Annotated in this window: 12 protein-coding genes and 2 pseudogenes; 5 read left to right on the top strand and 9 right to left on the bottom strand. The window is 66.7% G+C overall.

The genetic code is table 11. The features are described 5' to 3' along the window. The first annotated feature begins 2236 nt into the window (after positions 1–2236). Entirely contained in the window at positions 2237–3535 is a 1299-nt protein-coding gene (locus AB0472_RS00370) for a nucleotide sugar dehydrogenase (RefSeq protein WP_366352032.1), read from the top strand. A gap of 198 nt (positions 3536–3733) precedes the next feature. On the opposite strand, the gene AB0472_RS00365 is transcribed toward AB0472_RS00370, so the two are convergent. Beyond that, complete coding sequence (locus tag AB0472_RS00365; RefSeq protein ID WP_366352030.1) at positions 3734–4285, bottom strand: hypothetical protein; 552 nt, start codon at positions 4283–4285, stop codon at positions 3734–3736. 840 nt (positions 4286–5125) lie between these two features. Here AB0472_RS00365 and rfbA point away from each other — a divergent pair. Next, positions 5126–6079: a glucose-1-phosphate thymidylyltransferase RfbA gene (gene rfbA, locus AB0472_RS00360; protein ID WP_366352672.1), complete on the top strand. Its 954-nt coding sequence runs from the start codon at positions 5126–5128 to the stop codon at positions 6077–6079. A gap of 1318 nt (positions 6080–7397) precedes the next feature. Here the strand turns inward: rfbA and AB0472_RS00355 are convergent. Next, positions 7398–8609: a hypothetical protein gene (locus tag AB0472_RS00355; protein ID WP_366352028.1), complete on the bottom strand. Its 1212-nt coding sequence runs from the start codon at positions 8607–8609 to the stop codon at positions 7398–7400. 447 nt (positions 8610–9056) lie between these two features. On the opposite strand from AB0472_RS00355, the gene rfbB reads away from it, so the two are divergent. After that, positions 9057–10031: a dTDP-glucose 4,6-dehydratase gene (gene rfbB, locus AB0472_RS00350; RefSeq protein ID WP_366352026.1), complete on the top strand. Its 975-nt coding sequence runs from the start codon at positions 9057–9059 to the stop codon at positions 10029–10031. Further along, positions 10028–10945 carry a dTDP-4-dehydrorhamnose reductase gene (gene rfbD, locus AB0472_RS00345; RefSeq protein ID WP_366352024.1) on the top strand — a complete coding sequence of 306 codons (918 nt, stop codon included), beginning with the start codon at positions 10028–10030 and terminating at the stop codon, positions 10943–10945. Before rfbB ends, rfbD begins: the two co-directional genes overlap by 4 nt. An 84-nt stretch (positions 10946–11029) precedes the next feature. Here the strand turns inward: rfbD and AB0472_RS00340 are convergent, their stop codons facing one another. The 5 genes and pseudogenes from AB0472_RS00340 to AB0472_RS00320 all read right to left on the bottom strand — a co-directional run bounded on the left by AB0472_RS00340 (position 11030) and on the right by AB0472_RS00320 (position 17253). After that, entirely contained in the window at positions 11030–12304 is a 1275-nt protein-coding gene (locus AB0472_RS00340) for a glycosyltransferase (protein WP_366352022.1), read from the bottom strand. Then, on the bottom strand, positions 12301–12918 hold the full coding sequence (locus tag AB0472_RS00335; RefSeq protein ID WP_366352020.1) for a tetratricopeptide repeat protein: 618 nt from the start codon (positions 12916–12918) through the stop codon (positions 12301–12303). The genes AB0472_RS00340 and AB0472_RS00335 overlap by 4 nt, the downstream gene beginning before the upstream one ends. Before the next feature lie 416 nt (positions 12919–13334). After that, positions 13335–13523, bottom strand: a pseudogene (locus AB0472_RS00330) (ISAs1 family transposase); the annotation flags it as partial. Between the two features lie 448 nt (positions 13524–13971). Next, positions 13972–16539 (bottom strand): Helicase associated domain protein, encoded by a 2568-nt coding sequence (locus AB0472_RS00325; protein WP_366352018.1) that lies wholly within the window; start codon positions 16537–16539, stop codon positions 13972–13974. Between the two features lie 348 nt (positions 16540–16887). Continuing rightward, complete coding sequence (locus tag AB0472_RS00320; RefSeq protein ID WP_366352016.1) at positions 16888–17253, bottom strand: hypothetical protein; 366 nt, start codon at positions 17251–17253, stop codon at positions 16888–16890. A gap of 616 nt (positions 17254–17869) precedes the next feature. Here AB0472_RS00320 and AB0472_RS00315 point away from each other — a divergent pair. After that, entirely contained in the window at positions 17870–18010 is a 141-nt protein-coding gene (locus AB0472_RS00315) for a hypothetical protein (protein WP_366352015.1), read from the top strand. A 102-nt stretch (positions 18011–18112) separates the two neighbouring features. Here AB0472_RS00315 and AB0472_RS00310 read toward each other — a convergent pair. Both AB0472_RS00310 and AB0472_RS00305 read right to left on the bottom strand, forming a co-directional pair. Beyond that, positions 18113–18292, bottom strand: a pseudogene (locus tag AB0472_RS00310) (DUF2813 domain-containing protein); the annotation flags it as partial. A gap of 215 nt (positions 18293–18507) precedes the next feature. After that, positions 18508–18828 (bottom strand): hypothetical protein, encoded by a 321-nt coding sequence (locus tag AB0472_RS00305; protein ID WP_366352013.1) that lies wholly within the window; start codon positions 18826–18828, stop codon positions 18508–18510. Between the last annotated feature and the right edge of the window lie 248 nt (positions 18829–19076).

The raw sequence follows: 19076 nt of genomic DNA, 5'->3' as shown, positions 1-19076 counted from the left end.
GGAGTTGGATGGGACGGTGGACCATGACCGTGCGTCCGCCTGTCACCGCCGGGAACGCTGGCAAGCGGCCCGTATCCCCGACCAGTGGACCTTCGCCACCGAGGGCGACCTTGCCCGAGGCGTGATCCTGCGCCGTCCGTCACGGCCGGGAGCGGTGCGGATGGCAAGACCGCCGGTGATAACGCCGACGTCGTCCTCGGAGAAGGGGTGGCGACGTCCAGGGACGCGTGGGGCAGACCATCCCAAAACCAATCTGCACCCAAGATGATGCATTCAGCTGGGGTGTCTCCCGCACCGGCGCGGCTGCAGGGTGGCGACTGATAGCGGCACGACGTCCCTGAGGTCCGTGCGGCGATTGATGGTCTTCGTCGCCACAAGAGGCCATACCCAACCGCGGCTGCCGCTCGTCCTTGACTCTTCGACCGCACACCGAAGTGTCCCCACGGAAAGTGAGTCGATCGATCCTGCCGGAGCGTGGGAGGGCTAGTACCACTTTCCGGCCAGGACTCGGAGCCTCTGGGCGCGCTGGGCTCTGTCGAATAGTCGTTCTTCTCTACGAGACAAACCGATGGCAGTGCGTTCCGTGCTGATAAGGCGCAGTACCAAGTGGGCCAACATTCGAGTCTGCAACCTAGAAAACACCCGAGGGGGTACGCGTTCCCGCGTAGCGAAAATCTGGCGTGAATTCAGAATCCTCCTCTCTTTGTGGACGTCTGGGGTTTGCCGAATGGCGGGCAGCGCGATTTCATCCACTGCTTTCAGTCCTACCACGGCAATGCCGGCAGGGAGATTCGGATATTCCTTCTCCAGTCTTCGCCTCTCGACCCAGTCCCCCTCAAGGACGTACTGCAGATACGACATGGCCACCGCGTGCGCGTGGGGTGACTCTGAGATGATCCTCACGGAATGTCATGTTACACGCTTTGTGGCGGTCACCTGGGTATCTTTGGAGAACTTAATTGGTTGCGCCCTCTGATGCCGCCTGCAGATGAAGGTCCGCCGACCGGACTGTCGGAAAGCCGTATGACAGGGCGAATGAAATAGAGTGACCAGTCATATCAGGTACCTGCGAAATCTCCCTGCAAGGAGATGGCTCTCTTCGTCGATACGAGCGATCATCGAGCCGCTTCCTGCCCGGGTGGTTCAGTCCCAGTCGCGATCACCCAGTAGAGTCCACGTCTTGAGATGACGACCGGCTCAGCCGGCTTATGAGACGGCATCTCGTCGGTTGTCGCAAACTCCACTCACCACGGCGGTACGTCGGTGTCAGCCGAGTCCACCGACGCAACGTCGGCGAGTGCTCCGGCGGCGAGCACGGAGCAGAGTCGGGGCACAGTGCGCGCAAGGAACCGCGGGGTTGAGTCCAGATCGACGATCACCGTCACTCCGTACCGCCTGAGCGGTTTCGAAAAATAACGGGGCCGGCGTAGGCGCTCCACCAGGAGCGGTGACAACTGGAAAGGCGGATCGGTGGAATGTGGGTGCCACCAGGGGGCGGCTGGAATCTTTGCGCTTGTCCGCAGAAGGGTCCACTGCGGGCACGCCCCGCCCCCTGGCGGCGTTCGGTGCACCTACATCACTGCGGTGCCGTCAGGGCCCCCGACCTGGGACAAAGTGGTGGTACTTTTCCAGAGATTCCCCCGGATGGCTGTTGTGGAAGAGGAAGCTGAAGCCGGCTCCAGCCAGCGCTGCCATTACGACCCGCAAGCCATCGGACCTGCCGGCTGCGGTGGCGAGGTCTGCGTCCAGTGCTGACCTGAAGACCGGCGGGTGACCTGCCGTCAGCACTACTACCGCAGCCGTCGATCTCTCGACTCTCAGCCCCCGTGGCGACAGCCACATCACCGAGGTAGGGCGTTGGACGGGTGTGTACCTGCCGGGCCGCGAGAATGCAGCCTGTGAAGCTGACTCCACCGGTGACCAGATGCTTGGAACCTTGATTCATGTGTGGTGTCACTCCGGTTCAGGGGTTTTGGAAGTCGGTGCCTCATGCAAGGACTTGACCGTCCTCGAAACAATGTTCATCTATACGAGTTGTCGATACAACGTTCACTTATACGAGTTGTCGACCAAGTTGAAACTCTGTCAGTCGACCTCTACTCGTTCGGGTGTGTCACGGGATCGGTTACGGAAATAGGGTGATGCTGGCAGGAAACCCACACCAAGGTTGCCGACCGACGCCACTTTGGTGCATAACTAGGCCCTGGCATATGCCGGTGGACTCCTCGGGAGAGAAGTGGGTGTGGTGAAGGTGCGGCAGAAGAGCGATGCCGAAGTCAAGCCCAGGCTGATTATCGTAGGTATGGGATACGCAGGCCTTCCCCTGGCCATTCGTGGGGTTGAGGCGGGTTACTCCGTCGTCGGCCTGGACGCGGATAGACTACGAATCGAGCGTCTTAAGGCCTGCGACTCCTACGTTGAAGGCATCGACAACGCACGCCTCATGGCAGCGATGCGAAGTGGTTGCCTCCATGTCACCACCGATTTTTGTCGGGTCGACGCCTTCGACGTGTGTGTCATCACGGTGCCCACGCCACTGCGTAACGGGGTACCGGATCTGAGCTTCGTGGAGTGTGCCGGGCGAAGCATCGCCCCTCACATCACCCGGGGCGCCACGGTCATTTTTGAGTCCACGACGTATCCGGGGACGACCGAGAGTCTGCTGCGCCCGCTATTGGAGGCGGGCAGCGGACTGAAGGCAGGCGATGACTTCCACCTCGGCTACAGTCCCGAGCGCGTCGACCCAGGGAACCCGGACTGGCATCTGGAGAACACACCCAAGGTGATCTCAGGTATCGATGCCGAATCGCTGCGAAGCATCGAGCGCTTCTACGGCCTTATCGTGGAGCGAACCGTCTGCGTGAGCTCCTGCCGAACAGCTGAGCTGACCAGACTGCTTGAGAACACCTTCCGGCATGTCAACATCGCGCTGGTCAACGAGATGGCCATAGTTTTCCGACAGTTGGGGGCCGACATCTGGGAGGCCATCGAAGCTGCCAGCACGAAACCGTTCGGGTTCATGCCCTTCAGGCCTGGGCTGGGCGTCGGTGGGCACTTCCTTCCTGTCGACCCGTCTTACCTGTCGTGGCAAGTGAGGAGCCTGCTGAAGCAGGACCTCCGGTTTCTCGCGCTGGCCCATGAGATCAACGATCAAATGCCTGCCCGTGTAGTGGAACGGATCATCCGTGGGCTGAATGATCGCGGCAAACCGGTCAACGGCTCGCGCATCCTGCAACTCGGCCTGGCCTACAAGAAGAACGTCGGCGACATCCGCGATTCTCCGGCCCTGGTCCTTGCCTATTCACTTCTGGATCTCGGCGCCCGGCTGTTCGTGGTGGAGTCGCACACCGATTCGCACCTCGTTCCCCCGGAGATCACCCAGGTCGAACTCACCGAGGAGGAGATCAGGGCAGCCGACGTGGTCGTGGTGGCCACCGACCACGACGACTTCGACTACGCGCTCGTCGCAGAAGCAGGGGCATACGTCTTCGATGCCCGCAACCGTTGCCGGGACGAGCGTGTCGAGGTTCTCTGATCGCATCCGCGTGCCACCCCGAGAGGGTTGCCGCCTGGACCACCGAATTCCACAACACCAGGCGGCTGCACAGCGTCTGCGGTCCACGAGGCCGGTCGACTACGAGGGCGCGAACCGGGCATCTTCGTCGAGGGGTTGGCCGCATAGACCGTGTGTGCCGACCCCGGGGCGGAAGAACCGGGGCCGGCACACGGAGTGTTATCGCACCGGTGTCCCCGAAAGTTCAGTGAAGCCTGCGCCGCAGAGAGCCCCCAGGTTCGACGCGCTGAACGGAGTCGCGGTGATGTTGCATACGGCCTCGTAGATCGCCCCCCTGTCGGTTTCCACGGTGAGGAAGAGCTTGTTGGGGTTGGGTGCGCCGCTGTCGGTAGCAGACACGTCGGCGTCGATCACACACTTCGGGGCGTTGGGGACGACATCGATGTCCGTCCATACCCCCGGGGTTCGGCTGTCGTTGAGGAAGGCCTCCCCTTTACCGTTCGTCACCAGGCGGAACTCGGCGTTCGCGAAGGTTCCGTTGGCCACGATGGCCGTGCCGAAGCCGCGCTCGTCCTCGCGGCAGCGCGTGCCGACTCCACCGCTCTTATGGCCGTTCTCGTTCGCCAACTTCCCGGACGGGAGTCGGGGTGTGGAGTACTTGGCTCCGGCCGCCGCGTGCGTGGCGTTCTGGGCGACCGCAGGCGAGGCGAGGAGTGCCCCAGCGGCGACCGCTCCGATCACTGCGGACAAGCCTCTCAAGCCGTACTTCATTCGCGTGTCTCCATTCTCTGAGGGTGTGCAACGCCGAGCCGGCAGTCCCCTAGGGGAGCTCTGCCAAGCAGAGGCTGCACACTTGGACAGAGCGGATCATTACCACGGTTGTCGGGCGATAATTCATATATCGGAATTATCACCTGTTGGGAGCACGAGGCGGCCCTGGGTGGACCAAGCGACTGCTCAGTCCACCGGGTGGGAGCCACCACTCGTGGGGACTCGAGTGGATCCGCGGCCTGGTGCTGGGGCTTGTTCTTGGAGGCTGACGCGCCCCAGTTCCTGCAGGAGGCGGTGTACTCCCTCAGTGTCGAAGCGTTCGCGGCGTTTGGGCGGCCGGAAGTCTTCGGTGTCGGGAGAACCACCAGCGCCATGGCAGCACCAGGCCGAGGTCGGACCTCGCGGGTCCCCCCGGGCGAGACCATTTGGTTCTGGTGGCCTCCAGGCGCACGGCATCACCGTGGGTCCTTCAACTTCGACTACCCGACGTGAGCCCAGAGCCGGGATCACTTCATGCCGAGCCTCACGGTCGTCGGTGCATGGTCGATGACTCTGCGGACTTCTGTACCTGGCATGGGCTGGGCGGCTGACTGGGCCGCGAGGGCCCCTGGTCGAGATCGGCCCACGGCGTGGGGGCGTGCAGTTCGTCCGTGACGGTGATCAACCCCGTTTCCACGCCCCCGATGTAGTGGGGGGAGGGTTCTCTGGCCGGCGATCGTCTCGACCGCCGCGGTGACAGCATCCGGCCGAGGGGCCCGCTCGTGTCCCCGAAGGCACCGGCCGGTGCGCCACGCGTGGCATAAAAGGGGCATCTGCTGGCAGTTCGCCTATGGTGATGCCGTGCGCGGAATTCTGCTGGCCGGAGGTACCGGCTCGAGGCTGTGGCCCTTGACCCGTTCGGTGTCCAAACAACTCCTGCCGGTCTTCGACAAACCGATGGTCTACTACCCGCTCTCCACACTGCTGATGGCTGGCATTCGGGAGATCCTGATCGTCACCACCCCGCAAGACCAGGATCAGTTTCGCCGGTTGCTCGGCGACGGCGGCCAGCTGGGGCTGCGGCTGGAATATGTGGCACAGGAGTGCCCGAAGGGCATCGCTCATGCCCTCGTCCTCGGGGCCGACTTCATCGGCGGCGAGCCGGTTGCCCTGATCCTGGGCGACAACATCTTCCACGGCACCGGACTGGGCACACAGCTGTCCTGCTACGGCGACCTGACGGGCGGAAGAGTGTTCGCCTACCAGGTCGCCAACCCCTCGGCCTACGGTGTCGTGGAGTTCGACGAGCAGGGACGGGTGCTGTCCGTCGAGGAGAAACCGGCCCGGCCGAAGTCGCGGTACGCCGTGCCCGGCCTGTACTTCTACGACAACCGGGGCGTGGATTTCGCGCGCGGCCTCAGACCCAGCGTCAGGGGCGAGTTGGAGATCACCGACCTCAACCGCGTCTATCTGGAGTCCGGGGAACTGCACGTCACCCGGCTTGACCGGGGCACCGCCTGGCTGGACACGGGGACCTTTGCCTCAATGGTCGAGGCGTCGGAGTTCGTCCGGGTGATCGAGCAGCGTCAGGGCTTCAAGGTCGGCTGTGTCGAGGAGGCGGCCTGGCGGGCCGGACTGATCGACGACGACCGGCTCCGGGAGCTGGCCCAGCCGCTGCTCGCGAGCGGATACGGTCATTACCTGCTGGGTCTCCTGGAGGATTCCCGGTATCACGTGGCACCCCCACGGGGCAGAGAGGACAGCGGACCGCGCGGTGAGGAAGTGCTGCGCACCGGTCCGCGAGCTTCCGCGTGACGGTGTCCCTCTCCTGGCCAAAGTCGCGCGGCTGCTGTCCCGAAGACACTAGTTCGGCGGGAACGGCTGCGTGGCAGGACGTTGGTTCGTGTGACGGCGGGGAGTTGGGCCCTGGGCCGGCACGCCCGCGGCGTTCACCTCCTCAGTGGCGCTCTCCGCGGTATTCACTACGCGTCGTTCCGCTGGACGGGCCAAGGATGTGACATGCGGTGGCGGCGCCGTCATGGACGTCGTGGTCGATATCCGTATCGGTTTCCCGGGCGTTCGGGAAACTGGAGGCGGTCCGGCTGGACGGCACCACGCACCACTGCGGGTGTTTCTCGCTCGGAGTGACCGGGCCACGCCTTCATTGCGCTGGGGGCCAACTCCGCAGTTGTGTACCCGTGTTCCAAAGGGTACGCGCCGCAGCGGTAGTTCGGGATCGGTTCGCTCGTCCCTTCGCCGGCCATCGCCTGGCCCGAGGACCTTGTGCCGTGTCTCCTCCGGCGTGGGCGCGGCGGTGCCCACGCCGGAGGAGGGTCGAACGGTCGAACGGCAGGGCCTGCCGCTCTTCGCTCGAGGTCGGCATACGTATCGCAGAAGTCCCGCGGCACCCGGTCGTATTGAGTCGCAATTTCTGACGTCCTGCACTAATTCGACTCGTTGCCGCCAGCCGGGTGATATTGGACTATGTCGGGGCCCATTCCTGACTATTTCATCGCCGGAAGTGAACAATGAAACCGTCGATGGCCGCCGTCTGGTGAGCGCGCTCGGTGCGTGCGTATACGGCATGGCCGCTTCCCAAGTTTCGCGAGGAAGGTTCTCAGTGAGCCGTAGAACAATGCGGATTTCGCGCGTGAAATCCGCAACTCTGGTTTCGGTGGGCGCGCTTGCAGTCGTGCTCAATATCGCTCCGAGCGCCGCGGCCATCGCCGACGCGATCCACCGCTCCGGCACGAGCAGCAGTGCGGGGCTGCCCGGCCCGAACGGTGCCGTGAGCGTCGACCACGGCAAGGGGCAGGTGAAGGCGGGTAAGAGCGACCCGCACGGTGACCGTGGGCCGCAGGGGTCGCGTGGCGACAGGGGCCCGCAGGGCCCGCAGGGTTTCCAGGGCGTCCCGGGTGCTCAGGGGCCGCAGGGCGTCAAGGGGGACAAGGGAGACAAGGGGGACAAGGGAGACACCGGTACTCAGGGGCCGAAGGGTTTCCAGGGTGACCCGGGTGTCCAGGGGTCCCAGGGTTCTCAGGGCGGGCCCGGTGTCCAGGGTTCACAGGGTTTCCAGGGCGACCCGGGTGTCCAGGGGTCCCAGGGTTCTCAGGGCGGGCCCGGTGTCCAGGGTTCACAGGGTTTCCAGGGCGACCCCGGTGTCCAGGGTGACACGGGTGTCCAGGGCTCTCAGGGCTTCCAGGGCAACACCGGGGCGACCGGTGCCACGGGTGCGACCGGGCCCGTGGGCCCGCAGGGTGCCACGGGGTCGACCGGCCTGACGGGTGCCACCGGTCCGCAGGGTTCGCAGGGCGACACTGGTGTCCAGGGTCCGCGGGGCTTCCAGGGTTTCCAGGGTGACGCGGGTGTCCAGGGCTCTCAGGGCTTCCAGGGCAACACCGGGGCCACCGGCGCCCAGGGTGACACCGGGGCGACCGGTGCCACGGGTGCGACCGGGCCCGTGGGCCCGCAGGGTGCCACGGGGTCGACCGGCCTGACGGGTGCCACCGGTCCGCAGGGTTCGCAGGGCGACACTGGTGTCCAGGGTCCGCGGGGCTTCCAGGGTTTCCAGGGTGACGCGGGTGTCCAGGGCTCTCAGGGCTTCCAGGGCAACACCGGGGCCACCGGCGCCCAGGGTGACACCGGGGCGACCGGTGCCACGGGTGCGACCGGGCCCGTGGGCCCGCAGGGTGCCACGGGGTCGACCGGCCTGACCGGGGCCACTGGGCCTCAGGGCTCGCAAGGTGCCACGGGTGCGCAGGGTTTCCAGGGGTTCCAGGGGTTCCAGGGTGAGACTGGCGCTCAGGGTGCGCAGGGTTTCCAGGGCTTCCAGGGCTTCCAGGGTGACACGGGTGCTCAGGGTGCGCAGGGCTTCCAGGGTTTCCAGGGCTTCCAGGGTGACCCGGGCGTCCAGGGTGCGCAGGGTTTCCAGGGTGACACGGGTGCTCAGGGTTTCCAGGGTGAGACTGGCGCTCAGGGTGCGCAGGGCTTCCAGGGTTTCCAGGGTGACCCGGGCGTCCAGGGTGCGCAGGGTTTCCAGGGTGACACGGGTGCTCAGGGTGCGCAGGGCTTCCAGGGCACCACGGGCGCCACGGGTGCGCAGGGCTTCCAGGGCGACACGGGTGCTCAGGGTGCGCAGGGCTTCCAGGGCACCACGGGCGCCACGGGTGCCACGGGTGCGACTGGTCCCACCGGCCCGCAGGGTGCCACGGGGTCGACCGGCCTGACCGGCGCCACCGGCCCGCAGGGTTCTCAGGGTGCCACCGGCACCACGGGTGCGACCGGTCCCACGGGCCCGCAGGGTGACACCGGCGCCACCGGTTCGCAGGGCCCTCAGGGTACGCAAGGCACCCAGGGAGCGGTCAGCACCACCGTCGTGACCGGAGCCCAGGGAGCTCAGTCGACCGCCACCTGCCCAGTCGGTCAGTCGGCTCTCGGCGGTGGGTATCAGGACCCCACGGCTGGCGCCGCCGCGAGCCAGAGTGCCCCGATCGGCGGCTCCCCCGCCACGGGTTGGCAGGCCACCAGTAACGACGGCTCGACACTCACGGCGTACGTGATCTGCAGTCCGTGACGACCGCAGGGTGAGCGGCGGTACCCGCAGTACCGACCACCCACCCTGACTCGGACGCGCGACGGTGCCCCAAGGCTTCGGCCTCGGGGCACCGCCCGCGTTCCGCCCCCGCCTCCGGCGTCGCCCCACACTCGACGCCGAGTCCTACAACACCGACCTCAGCCGGTCCGGCTTGCCAGGAACGTGGCGCACGCTGGGCGGCAGGAAAGACAGAGAGCCATGCGCATTCTTGTGACCGGCGGCGCCGGATTCATCGGTTCGGAGTACGTCCGCCGACGGCTGAAGTCTGAGCCGAGGACACGGATCACCGTCCTCGACAAACTCACGTACTCAGGGGTCGAGGCCAACCTGGCGCCCGTGGCGAAGCACCCGGGTTTCACGTTCGTCCAGGGAGACATCTGTGACCCGGACGTGGTCGACCAGGTGATGGCGGCCCAGGACGCGGTGGTTCATTTCGCCGCCGAGTCGCATGTGGACCGGTCCATCGACGGTGCCGGCCCCTTCGTCCGTACGAACGTGATGGGCACCCAGATGCTCCTGGACGCGGCCCACCGCCACCGCGTCGGCCGCTTCGTCCACGTCTCCACCGACGAGGTGTACGGCTCGATCGGCCAGGGCTCCTGGCCCGAGACGTGGCCGCTCGCGCCGAACTCCCCGTACTCCGCATCGAAGGCCGGCTCCGACATGCTGGCGCTCGCCTACCACCGTACCCACGGCCTGGACGTCGTCGTCACCCGGTGCACCAACAACTACGGGCCCTACCAGTTCCCCGAGAAGGTCATCCCGCTCTTCATCACCAACCTGCTCGACGGGAAGACGGTCCCCCTGTACGGCGACGGCCGCAACATCCGCGACTGGCTGCACGTATCCGACCACTGCCGGGGCATCGACCTGGTCCTGCACGGCGGCAGGGCCGGGCACGTCTATCACATCGGTGGCGGGACCGAGCTGAGCAACCACAAGCTCACCGGTCTGTTGCTGGACGCGGTCGGTGCGGGCTGGGACCGGGTCGAGCAGGTGGCCGACCGCAAGGGCCACGACCTGCGCTACTCACTGGACGACGGCAAGATCCGCGAGGAGCTCGGGTACGAGCCGCGGGTGGACTTCGCCGCGGGCCTGGCCGCCACGGTCTCCTGGTACCGCGAAAACCGCTCCTGGTGGGCACCGCTCAAGGAGAGGGCGGGGCTGCGGTGAGCATCGGATGGCTGGTGACCGGCGCCCGCGGGCTCCTCGGGCAGGACATGCTGGCCGAACTCGCCACTCGTCCGGACGCCGTGGTGACGGGACTAGGCCGTGCCGAGCTGGACATCACCGACCCGACCGCCGTCCGCGCGGCCGTCACGGGCCAGCGTGTGGTCGTCAACTGCGCCGCCTGGACGGACGTCGACGGCGCCGAGCGGTCCGAGGCGGCAGCCACGGCCGTGAACGGCACGGGAGTCCGCCACCTGGCACGGGCCTGTGCGGACAGCGGTGCGCTCCTGCTGCACGTCTCCACCGACTACGTGTTCCCGGGCGACAGCCGTGAGCCCTGCCCCGAGGACGCGCCGACAGGTCCGGTCAACGCCTACGGGCGCAGCAAGCTGGCGGGGGAGCGGGCCGTGGCCGAACTGCTGCCGCGCACCGGCTATGTCGTGCGCACCGCCTGGCTCTACGGCGCGCACGGCCGTAACTTCGTGGCCACCGTGCTCGAACTCGCCGCCCGTCGCGAGACCCTGGACGTGGTGGCCGACCAGCACGGCCAGCCCACCTGGTCCCGCGCGCTCGCCCGGCAACTGGCCGAGCTCGGCCGTGCGGCCCTGGCCGGGCGGGCGCCGGCGGGCAGCTACCACGGCACGGCGGACGGCCACACCACGTGGTACGGCCTGGCGCGGGAGACCTTCCACCTCGCGGGCCTCGACCCCGCACGGATCCGCCCGGTCGGCTCGGAGAAGTTCCCGCGCCAGGCCGCTCGCCCGGCGTCCGGCGTCCTGGGCCACGGCAACTGGGCCCGATACGGCCTCGCCCCCCTCCCGCGATGGCACGACCAGCTGACCGCGGCTCTCGCCGAGCGCCCCTTCGCTGCTCTGGCCGAAGCGGCGCGCAGGAACGGCCCACGGCCGTCGGCCTGACCGACGAGCGACTGCCCCCGGACGGAAGAAAGGCGCCCTGCGGGAGATGACCGTCAGCAGGGCGCCTTTCCGCATGTACCGGCGCTAGACCAGCAGCGGTCCTCCGCACCGCGCGGCGCCGTCCTTCATCGCGATGAGGTTGGCGACGACATAGGAGATGTTGTTCCGGGAGTGCCATTCGGTCGGGAAGTAGGTGACCAGACGTGACGACTGGAACCTGGCCTCGATCTCGGGCACGAAGGTGCGGTACTGGTTGTCCGTGTAGTACCAGAACGAGTTCTCGTTGTAGTAGGCGACGTGGGTCGGGTCCTGGTACGCGCCGCGGCCGTCGGAGCTGGGCGTCATGGTGAGGAGCATGCCGCCGGGTGCCAGCAGCCGGTACAGCTCGTTGATCAGCGGCACCTTCGCCGGCACGTGTTCGAGGAAGTCCACCGCCCGCAGCAGACCGACCGAGTTGTCGGGCAGGTCGAGCTTTCCGGGCAGGGTCGCGACGATGTCGACGCCCTTACCGGGGTACTGGTCCACGCCGAGGTAGCCGGGCGGCTTCCGGTGCGCCGCGCCGAGGTCCAGTGCGAGCAGTTCACGCCGGTGCGTCCAGGCCAGCGCGTTGGCCTCGATGTACTTGTCGTACAGGGCGACCGTCTCACGCTGGATGTGTGCGTTGATCTCCGGGTCGCGCTGGGTGTTCGCGGGGTGCATGCGCTGCAGGTACAGACAGCGGGGGATGCGGTGGAAGTCGCCGAGGTGGAACAGCCGGCACATCAGGTCCTGGTCGTCCAGGACCGTACGCGTGGCGTCGTATCCGCCTGCCTTCTCGTAGCTTTCCTTACGGAACGCCCGCACATGGTTCGGCGCGTACCAGATGTAGGAGACGTTGTGCGGCGTCGGGTCCATGGAAAGCGCCTGGAGCAGCTTGCGCCCGTCGACGCGGACGTTCTCGTACTTCCAGCCGTGCGCCTCGTTGAAGCGGGTCTCGTCCCGCTTGCCGTCCTCGGTGATCTGCGCGGTGTTGCTGTACACGAGGACGGCCTCGGGATGCGCGTCGAACGCCTTGGCCAGTTCCGCCAGGCATGCCTTAGCCAGGAGGTCGTCGTGGTCGAGTTCGACGAGGATCTCGCCGCGTGCCAGTTCGCAGGCCCTGCGCTTCGCCGCCCCGACGCCGCGGATGCTGTCCGCGATCTCGATCCGGACCCGTTCGTCGTCCCGCTCGGGCCGCCACCGGGCGCCGTTGTTGAGCAGGACGATCCACTCCCAGTCCGGACAGGTCTGCGCTTGAAGGGCCCTGAGGCACTCGTCGAGGAAGCGGGGCCGGTGGCTGGGGGTGAAGACGGAGAACCTGGGCGTTGCGGTCGATGTCATCCGTTGGCACCTTCCTGACTCGATGTCGGAGTGGGGGTTACGTCGTCCTGGAACTGTTCCGGGACCTGGGAGAACAGCGAGGGGTCGGCCGCGACGGCACTGCGGAACTCGTCCTCGGCCTCGTCGTCGTGCTTCTTCTGCGTCAGGATCCAGCCCAGCTGGAGGTGGGCCGTGGCGGCCCGGGGACTGGCGGCGATGGCGCGCTTCAGGAGTCTGACGGCCTGGTCGGTATCGCTCGCCTTGAGCAGGACCGCCTCGTTGTAGAGGGCCGAGGCGTACTTCGGGTCGATCTTCAGCGCCTTGTCGTAGGCACCACGAGCCTCGACCGTTCTGCCGTCCCGTTGCGCGAGGACCCCCAGGTTGTACCAGGCCAGCTTGTTGTTAGGTTCGAGCTCCAGCACCCGCTGATAGGTTCTGGCCGCACCTTGGAAGTCCTGGTACTTCTCCTGCAGCAGGGCGGCCTGGAAAAGCGTATTGGCTTCCTGAGTCCGATTCACCGAACCGGGTTCGGATTCGGGCGTCGTTACGGAATGGGACTGAACCGACCAAGTGATCACCCCGGCCGCAACCGCCGCCGCACTGAAAATCCCCGCCCACAATCGCCTGCGTTTCATTTTTTCACATCTCGTAGAAATAGTGAGGATCAAGGATGTGGCTGATACCGGGCGGGCGGTCGGCACCGAAAAGACCGCAGCGGTGCCGACGGTGCCGGAGCCCCAACCACCGTCATTTCCGCCAACGTTAGGAGTTATTTGTGAGAGTGCAGCCGTTCGGCAGGGAATTGCGGTGTGCAGTCCACCCGAATGCAGGCATCAAAGCGCGGCGATGCAACGCCTGTACGGGGGCGATGGTTGCCCTGGACGGTACCCAGTGCCGTGCACACACCGCAGTCGAGGAGGCACGCACCCCGTGAGTCAAACCGTCGACCGCGCCGGACCACACGGGTGTAGGCGGAGGCATCTCCGCTGCGTCGACTCCAAAGGAGTGCCCCGCAGGGCTTCGGCGTAGTCGCGCGGCGTTGGGTTTGTGATCATTCGAGGCCGAGGAGTGTGAGAGGGCGGCGAGGGTCGCGGGCGTTGCGGCGGAGGCCGGAGGCGATGCTCTTTACTCCGGCCAAGCGGAGGGCTCCGATGGCGAGGTTGCGCCATGTGGCCTTCGCGCGGGGCGCTTTGCCGGTCCGTAGCTGGGAGGCGTCCTCGGCGAAGGTGGTGTCGCGGACAGCCTGGTCACCCAGATCCAGTCCAACACGGCGGCCGCCGGCGCGGGCGACGGACCGGCTCCTGGTGCCTGCCAGGGGCACGCCTGGTAGCCGTCCCCGGCCCGGGGAAAGCCGTATTGGTGCTGGACCACGTCCCGGGCGGCCAGGATGCTGGCATCGTCGAGCTGCAACGTTGCGGGAGAACTGGATGCAGTCGCTGTTGCGGGTGGACCGGCCGGTCATCGCGATGCAGAAAGCGCTTCACGGCCACCGCGCACCCCGGACCGCAGGTGGTACTTCAAGGAAGAGGCCGGTCCATAGGGGGCGTTGGTCGGCACGACGTAGGCAAAGTTCTGGGGGCCTCGGCATAGATTGCCCGGTGGCGAGAGTCCCCTACCTCGCCGCCCGCCGTCGCGCTATGGGGATTGGGCGGCGGGCCTCATGGATCATCCTCGGATGCTGGATCCGATTACCACTTCATTCCGAGTTCGTCGAGGTCGGCGCGTCGCTGGGCACTCAGCGCCGTGGCGCGGCGGCGCATGTTGCTGATGAACGCGCCCAGTTTCACGGGGTCGCCCTCGACGTCCTCGATGTGCTTGCGGGGTACGGTCAGGTGTCCCTGGCGGGCGCGGAATTGCCGGGCGGCAGCGATGTTCCGCGCCCACGCGGCACCCTGGGAGCGGCCACGGCCCGCGGACCGCTTTTTCTCACCCGCCGGCTCCAGGCCAAGTGCGCTGCCCAGCAGCCATTGCTGAGCGGGGAGAAGTTTGTCCCAACCGTGGCGCTGCGCGGCTGCCCAAGCTCCCAGATCCTCTCCCTGGACGATGACTTGGCCGGCGGGCGCCGACAGCGTTCCGCCGGCCTTCACGTGGGCATGGGCGAGGCGGAAGCAGCGTTGCCAGCCGATGTCCCAGGAGGGGCACCATCCTGGATCGATCGCATCCAAGGCCACCAGCCGGTCCTGTGACAGTTCCCCGGCGTAAGAGACGGTCTCACCTGCTGCGCGTCGTTCGGCGTTCTCCCGTGCCTTGCGGGCGGCGGCCCGCTGGTTCTTGACCCATGTCCCGATCGGGTAGCCCTTCCACACTGCGGAGGTCGGCGGGAGCAGCATCCCGCCGTTCGCGGCCGCGTATGCGCGGGCCACGGTCAGGCCCTCTTCCCACGCGGTGTCGTGCACCGACCACACCATGCCCAGCGCCTGGAGTTCGGCCACACGCTCCGGCTGCAGCGTCCCGGCGGCGTAGTAGCGGCGCTGATCTGCGATCCATACCCCCAAGGGGTGGTTGCCGATACCCTGCCAGTATGTGGGTGTGACAAAGGTGTAGGGCACGCGCAGTTCGGGGCTGCCGGTCTCGCGCCGCCACCGCGTGGCGGCTTCGATGCCGCGCCGCCAATAGGTGCCCTCGGAGTCGATGACCCGCAACCTGACGAACTGGGCGATGGCTGCCGGATCGCGTTCCTCCATGAACCGCAGCACTCCAGCCGCTCGCTCGCTCACCCGCGCGGAGTCCTCCTCGTTCTGCCTCTCGCCCGCGACGTCGCCGGGCAACTGCCCACCGTCACCATCCGGTTCAACGTGCAAGCGAGCGTCGCGGATGTCGGGATTGGCGAGGGCCTCGATCGTGTCCGTGTCGTGGGCCCGCAGAGCTCCGAGGACCTTTGCAAGTGTGCCGTAGGCGTCCGACGTGAGCAATTGATTCGCGTCCTCGCCCGGCTCCAGGAACACCGGCACGATGAGCGTCGCGAGCTTTCCAGAACCTGGCTGCATGCGTAGTGCTCGCCCGACCATCTGTACGATATCGATCATGCTGCCGCGCGCGTCGGCGAAGAGTACCGCGTCGCATTCCGCGGTATCGACGCCTTCCCCGAGAACTCGAACGGAGCTCAGCACCCGCAAAGCAGCGGGCATGTCACGGTCTGCAAAGCCGTTTCCGCCGAGGTAATCCGAGGCGAATTCATCCAGCACCTGGCGGCGATGGCCGGCCGGATGCTCGCCGTACAACCAGTCCGCCCACACCCGCTCCGCGGGTGGGAAGGTATTCGGGGCGTCGGCGGCGAGCCGGGCCGCGATCGCCGGCACGCCGGCCGCCATCGCCTCCGCTTCTCCGATCCGACTGTGAAACGAGAGCACCCGTCGGAAACGCTCCTCAACGGCCGCGCGCATCAGCCCGGTCTGCACGGCCGCCAGTCGCGCGCCGCGTACGGCAGCGGAGCCGGTCTCCTTGCTCGTCAGTGCGGCGTGCAGTTCGGGATCGCGGATGTCCAGGCACAGCACCTGATACGGCGCCACCAGCCCCAGCCGGATCGCCTCGGACAGCTTCAGTTTGTAGGCCACCGGCCCGAAGACGGGGGAGTCCTCGTCCATGCTGGCCATCAGCCGGTACGCCTTGCCCTCGGCTTCCCAGATGCGCGCCGTCGCGGTCATGTACAACCTGCGCACCGACGGGATCTGTTTCTGATCGTGCACAGCCGCCCACGGCTTCCCGGCATCACCACTTGTCCGGTGCGCCTCGTCCACGATCATCAGGTCCCACATTGGCAGACCGCTCTCGTGCGCCCGCTGCAGGAGGCGGAGCCCCACGGCCGCGTATGTGGCGAACACCGTTACCGACTCCAGATCCCGCGTCCAGGCCACGAGTTCTTCCGGATTGGTCGTGCAGGGCACGCCGTCGCTCTCTTCAGGCCGCAGGGAGCAAACCCCCACCATCGTGCCCTGGCGCCCACCCCGGCGCCAAGCACCGGCCATCTGGGTCAGCAGGTCGAGCGTGGGCACCAGGACCAGGACGCGGCGAGCCGAAAGCCGGTTCGCGGACTCCACGCCGATCAGCGTCTTGCCGGAGCCGGTCGCGGCGATCACCTGCGTTCTCAATCCCTCCGGCGGGATCCGGCCACCGGGAGTAACGGAAAGGTTCCGAAGAACCCCATCGCTCGCCTCAACCTGGTGCGGACGCAAATCAATCCGTGACATGGTATCCTCCAGGCCGCCGTTCTCAACGGGATTTCGCCCCCGGCGGTCCCGAGTTTCCAGCCGCTCCATCCCCTCTTTTTGGGCAGGCGCTGCAGGGGAGCGGGCGCCCGGCCAAAATCTCAGAATCGTTCCGGCACTTCAAACTTGACACTCAGTTTTTGATCTCGTGATGGGTTCGTTACCAGTGCAAACGCGTGGTGCCGTCCGCGGGCTGACGACCTGCGTGTCAGCAGCCGGTCCTGGCCCGAGAACCCCGGCATCCAGGGGACCTGCGGCATTGCCGCTGCTCAGCGCCGTGCTGGAGCTGGAGTTGCGAATCGGCACGGCAGGAGCTGTCAGGCATCGGCACGTCCGCCGTGATGCCGATGGCACGTGCTCAACAAGTTCGTCCGCACGGGTGGGAGCTGTAATCCGAGGCTACGGCTGCTGGGGGCGGCGGCTGGCTTCGGCAGCCGGTTGAGAAGAGTCGCCGTGACGTCGCGGGCGAGGGCGCTTACGGGCAAAGGAGCTGATCGGCAGCCAGGTGTGCGGACGCCGTCGGGCGCGGGCGTGCAGCCGCGTCATAAGTTGGAGGGTCTGGGCGGCCGGTGTCGGATCGCTGAGATCGTAGGTCAGGGACACTTCGACGCCGCCGCTGAACTGCTCCGTGTAGTTGTACATGAAGCTGCACAGGCATGCCGGAGCGGTGCCCAGGAGGACCTCCAGTGCCACGGCCCCAGTGGCGATGACCAGCGTGTCGGACGGCGTCGGACACACGCCCGGGGCCACGATGTTCAGGGTCACCGACGCAGCGAGTGCGGTGCCGAGGACGCATGCCCCCAAGCACCCCAGGAAGAGAAGCTCATCACCGTGACCGACCAGGGGTTGGTCTCGGATATGCGCATGCGGGTGGGCCGGCGCGGTGGAGCGTGCGAGAGGGTGTGATCACAGGGCGGCGCCGTGTGTGGCGACCCGGGGTCGGGTGCAGTCGGAGTGGGCGCCGTCGGTGCCGTCAGCAGGCGGGACGCGATCCTCGGCGCCCGCTTACGGGACGTGCTGCGGTTCTTGCCGCGCTTGGTTCCGCTCATGTCTACTCCTGGTCGGCCTACACCTGCGACGTCATGGGCGCATGTGCGGCCGCGCATCCCTGGCGATGACGGTGGGTGAAACGGGAGCGCGCTGGCCTCAGCAATCCGCGACGGCGAACCACAGAACTTGCCGGGGGTGGCCGCCCACGCCCGACAGTGCACAAACCGCCGTCGTACGCCGCCCGGTTGCGCACCCGCACGACAAGACTTCACCCGTTCGGCCTACACGGACCCCCTCCCCATGTGCGACGTCCCTCGTTCGGTCGCACGGTGAACGAGGCCGACTTGCCGCCAAGTAACGGTCGTGATTGTCAGCTTCGCGGGGAGGCACCATGATCGTGATAGCTCTGCTCGCCCCGGTGGTACCGCTTCTCATGGTGTTCGCACTGCCCGTTCTGGAAGACCGTCTGTTCCCGCCGCCACCACCGCCTCTGCCAGAACAGGAGAACCCGGAACAGGCCGAATGCGACTGACGCTCCAGGACCTGGATCGTGTCCCCTGAGGTGGGGTAGCCGGATGCGAACAGGTCGAGCGGGATTGAGGAAGTCGGCCTCCGTGACGGCGGCTGAGTGCAAGAAGATGTTGAGGGCCTGGAATACAGACGACTTCCCCGCGTTGTTCTCACCGATCAGACAACCAAAGCGGGAGAGGTGGATGTCAACCCGGCTGAGCCCCGAAGTTGTCGATCTTGATGTGTGCGAGGCGCGTGGTGCTCCAGAAGACTGTCGGGCTGAACCGACATCGTAGAGGCCCATGTGACCTCGACGTGGAAATTCGGACACCGTGAGGGCAAGGTCCTGCCGTGAGTTGACGCAGCACAAGATGCAAGGGCTGTCGAACAGGTGCAGGATGAGAGGAGCGTCCACGCGTCGACAAGTTGGGGCGGGCCGTAGCTGCCGACGAGGCGATGTTGATGGCCCGAGGTCTGCCAGCGGGTCTCGCATCGATCGGTATGTCGGGCCTACGCAAATCAGTGCGAGCGGTCTCCGTTGTCCTGAGGCGAGGCGAGGTCTGGCGGATAGCCGTGGGCGCGGAGATAGGCATCCAGCGCGTAGGCCACGACGTCGCCGTGCTGCACGCCGTGGTCGGCGTGGTAACGGCGGATGCGGCGCTGGATTTGGATGGCCTCAGGGACGGCGTAGTTGAGCTGACCACGCTTGACATTGCGGTTGCCGATGACTGCGAGAGTATCGGGGTGAGGAGCAAGCGGATCATCGGAGGGCTTGGACTGTGCTTCGAGAACGTCGGCCAAATCACGCAACCGACGGGCGTGGTGAGAGAGGTCGGGCACGAAGTTGCTCCGGTCGGTCCGGATAGGCGGCTAGTTAGCCGCCTATGGGGCTATAGGGATAGTCGGCAGAGGGTGGCCGCGCACTCGGCGAGTTGGCGGCCACCCCATCTGTCGCATGGTGTGTCAGAACCCGCGGGTGGTGGACCACTCGTCCAGTGCGACCGAGACAATGTCGCCGATCGGCAGGTGGCGAGTTCGTTGTCCAGCGCGAAGCGCTTGATCCGCTTCTTCAGCTTCAGTGCAGCGGG

The sequence above is a fragment of the Streptomyces sp. NPDC086777 genome (genome assembly GCF_040702065.1).
Taxonomy (GTDB): Bacteria; Actinomycetota; Actinomycetes; order Streptomycetales; family Streptomycetaceae; genus Streptomyces.
Note: the sequence above shows the minus strand (reverse complement) of the source record. Positions and strands in the feature narration are given on the sequence as shown.

Bases quoted from the DNA above. Each gene is read 5' to 3' on its own strand.
- AB0472_RS00365 (WP_366352030.1), bottom strand. From the start codon at position 4,285: ATGAAGTACGGCTTGAGAGGCTTGTCCGCAGTGATCGGAGCGGTCGCC.
- rfbB (WP_366352026.1), top strand. From the start codon at position 9,057: ATGCGCATTCTTGTGACCGGCGGCGCCGGATTCATCGGTTCGGAGTAC.
- AB0472_RS00340 (WP_366352022.1), bottom strand. From the start codon at position 12,304: ATGACATCGACCGCAACGCCCAGGTTCTCCGTCTTCACCCCCAGCCAC.
- AB0472_RS00335 (WP_366352020.1), bottom strand. From the start codon at position 12,918: ATGAAACGCAGGCGATTGTGGGCGGGGATTTTCAGTGCGGCGGCGGTT.
- AB0472_RS00325 (WP_366352018.1), bottom strand. From the start codon at position 16,539: ATGGAGCGGCTGGAAACTCGGGACCGCCGGGGGCGAAATCCCGTTGAG.
- AB0472_RS00315 (WP_366352015.1), top strand. From the start codon at position 17,870: ATGATCGTGATAGCTCTGCTCGCCCCGGTGGTACCGCTTCTCATGGTG.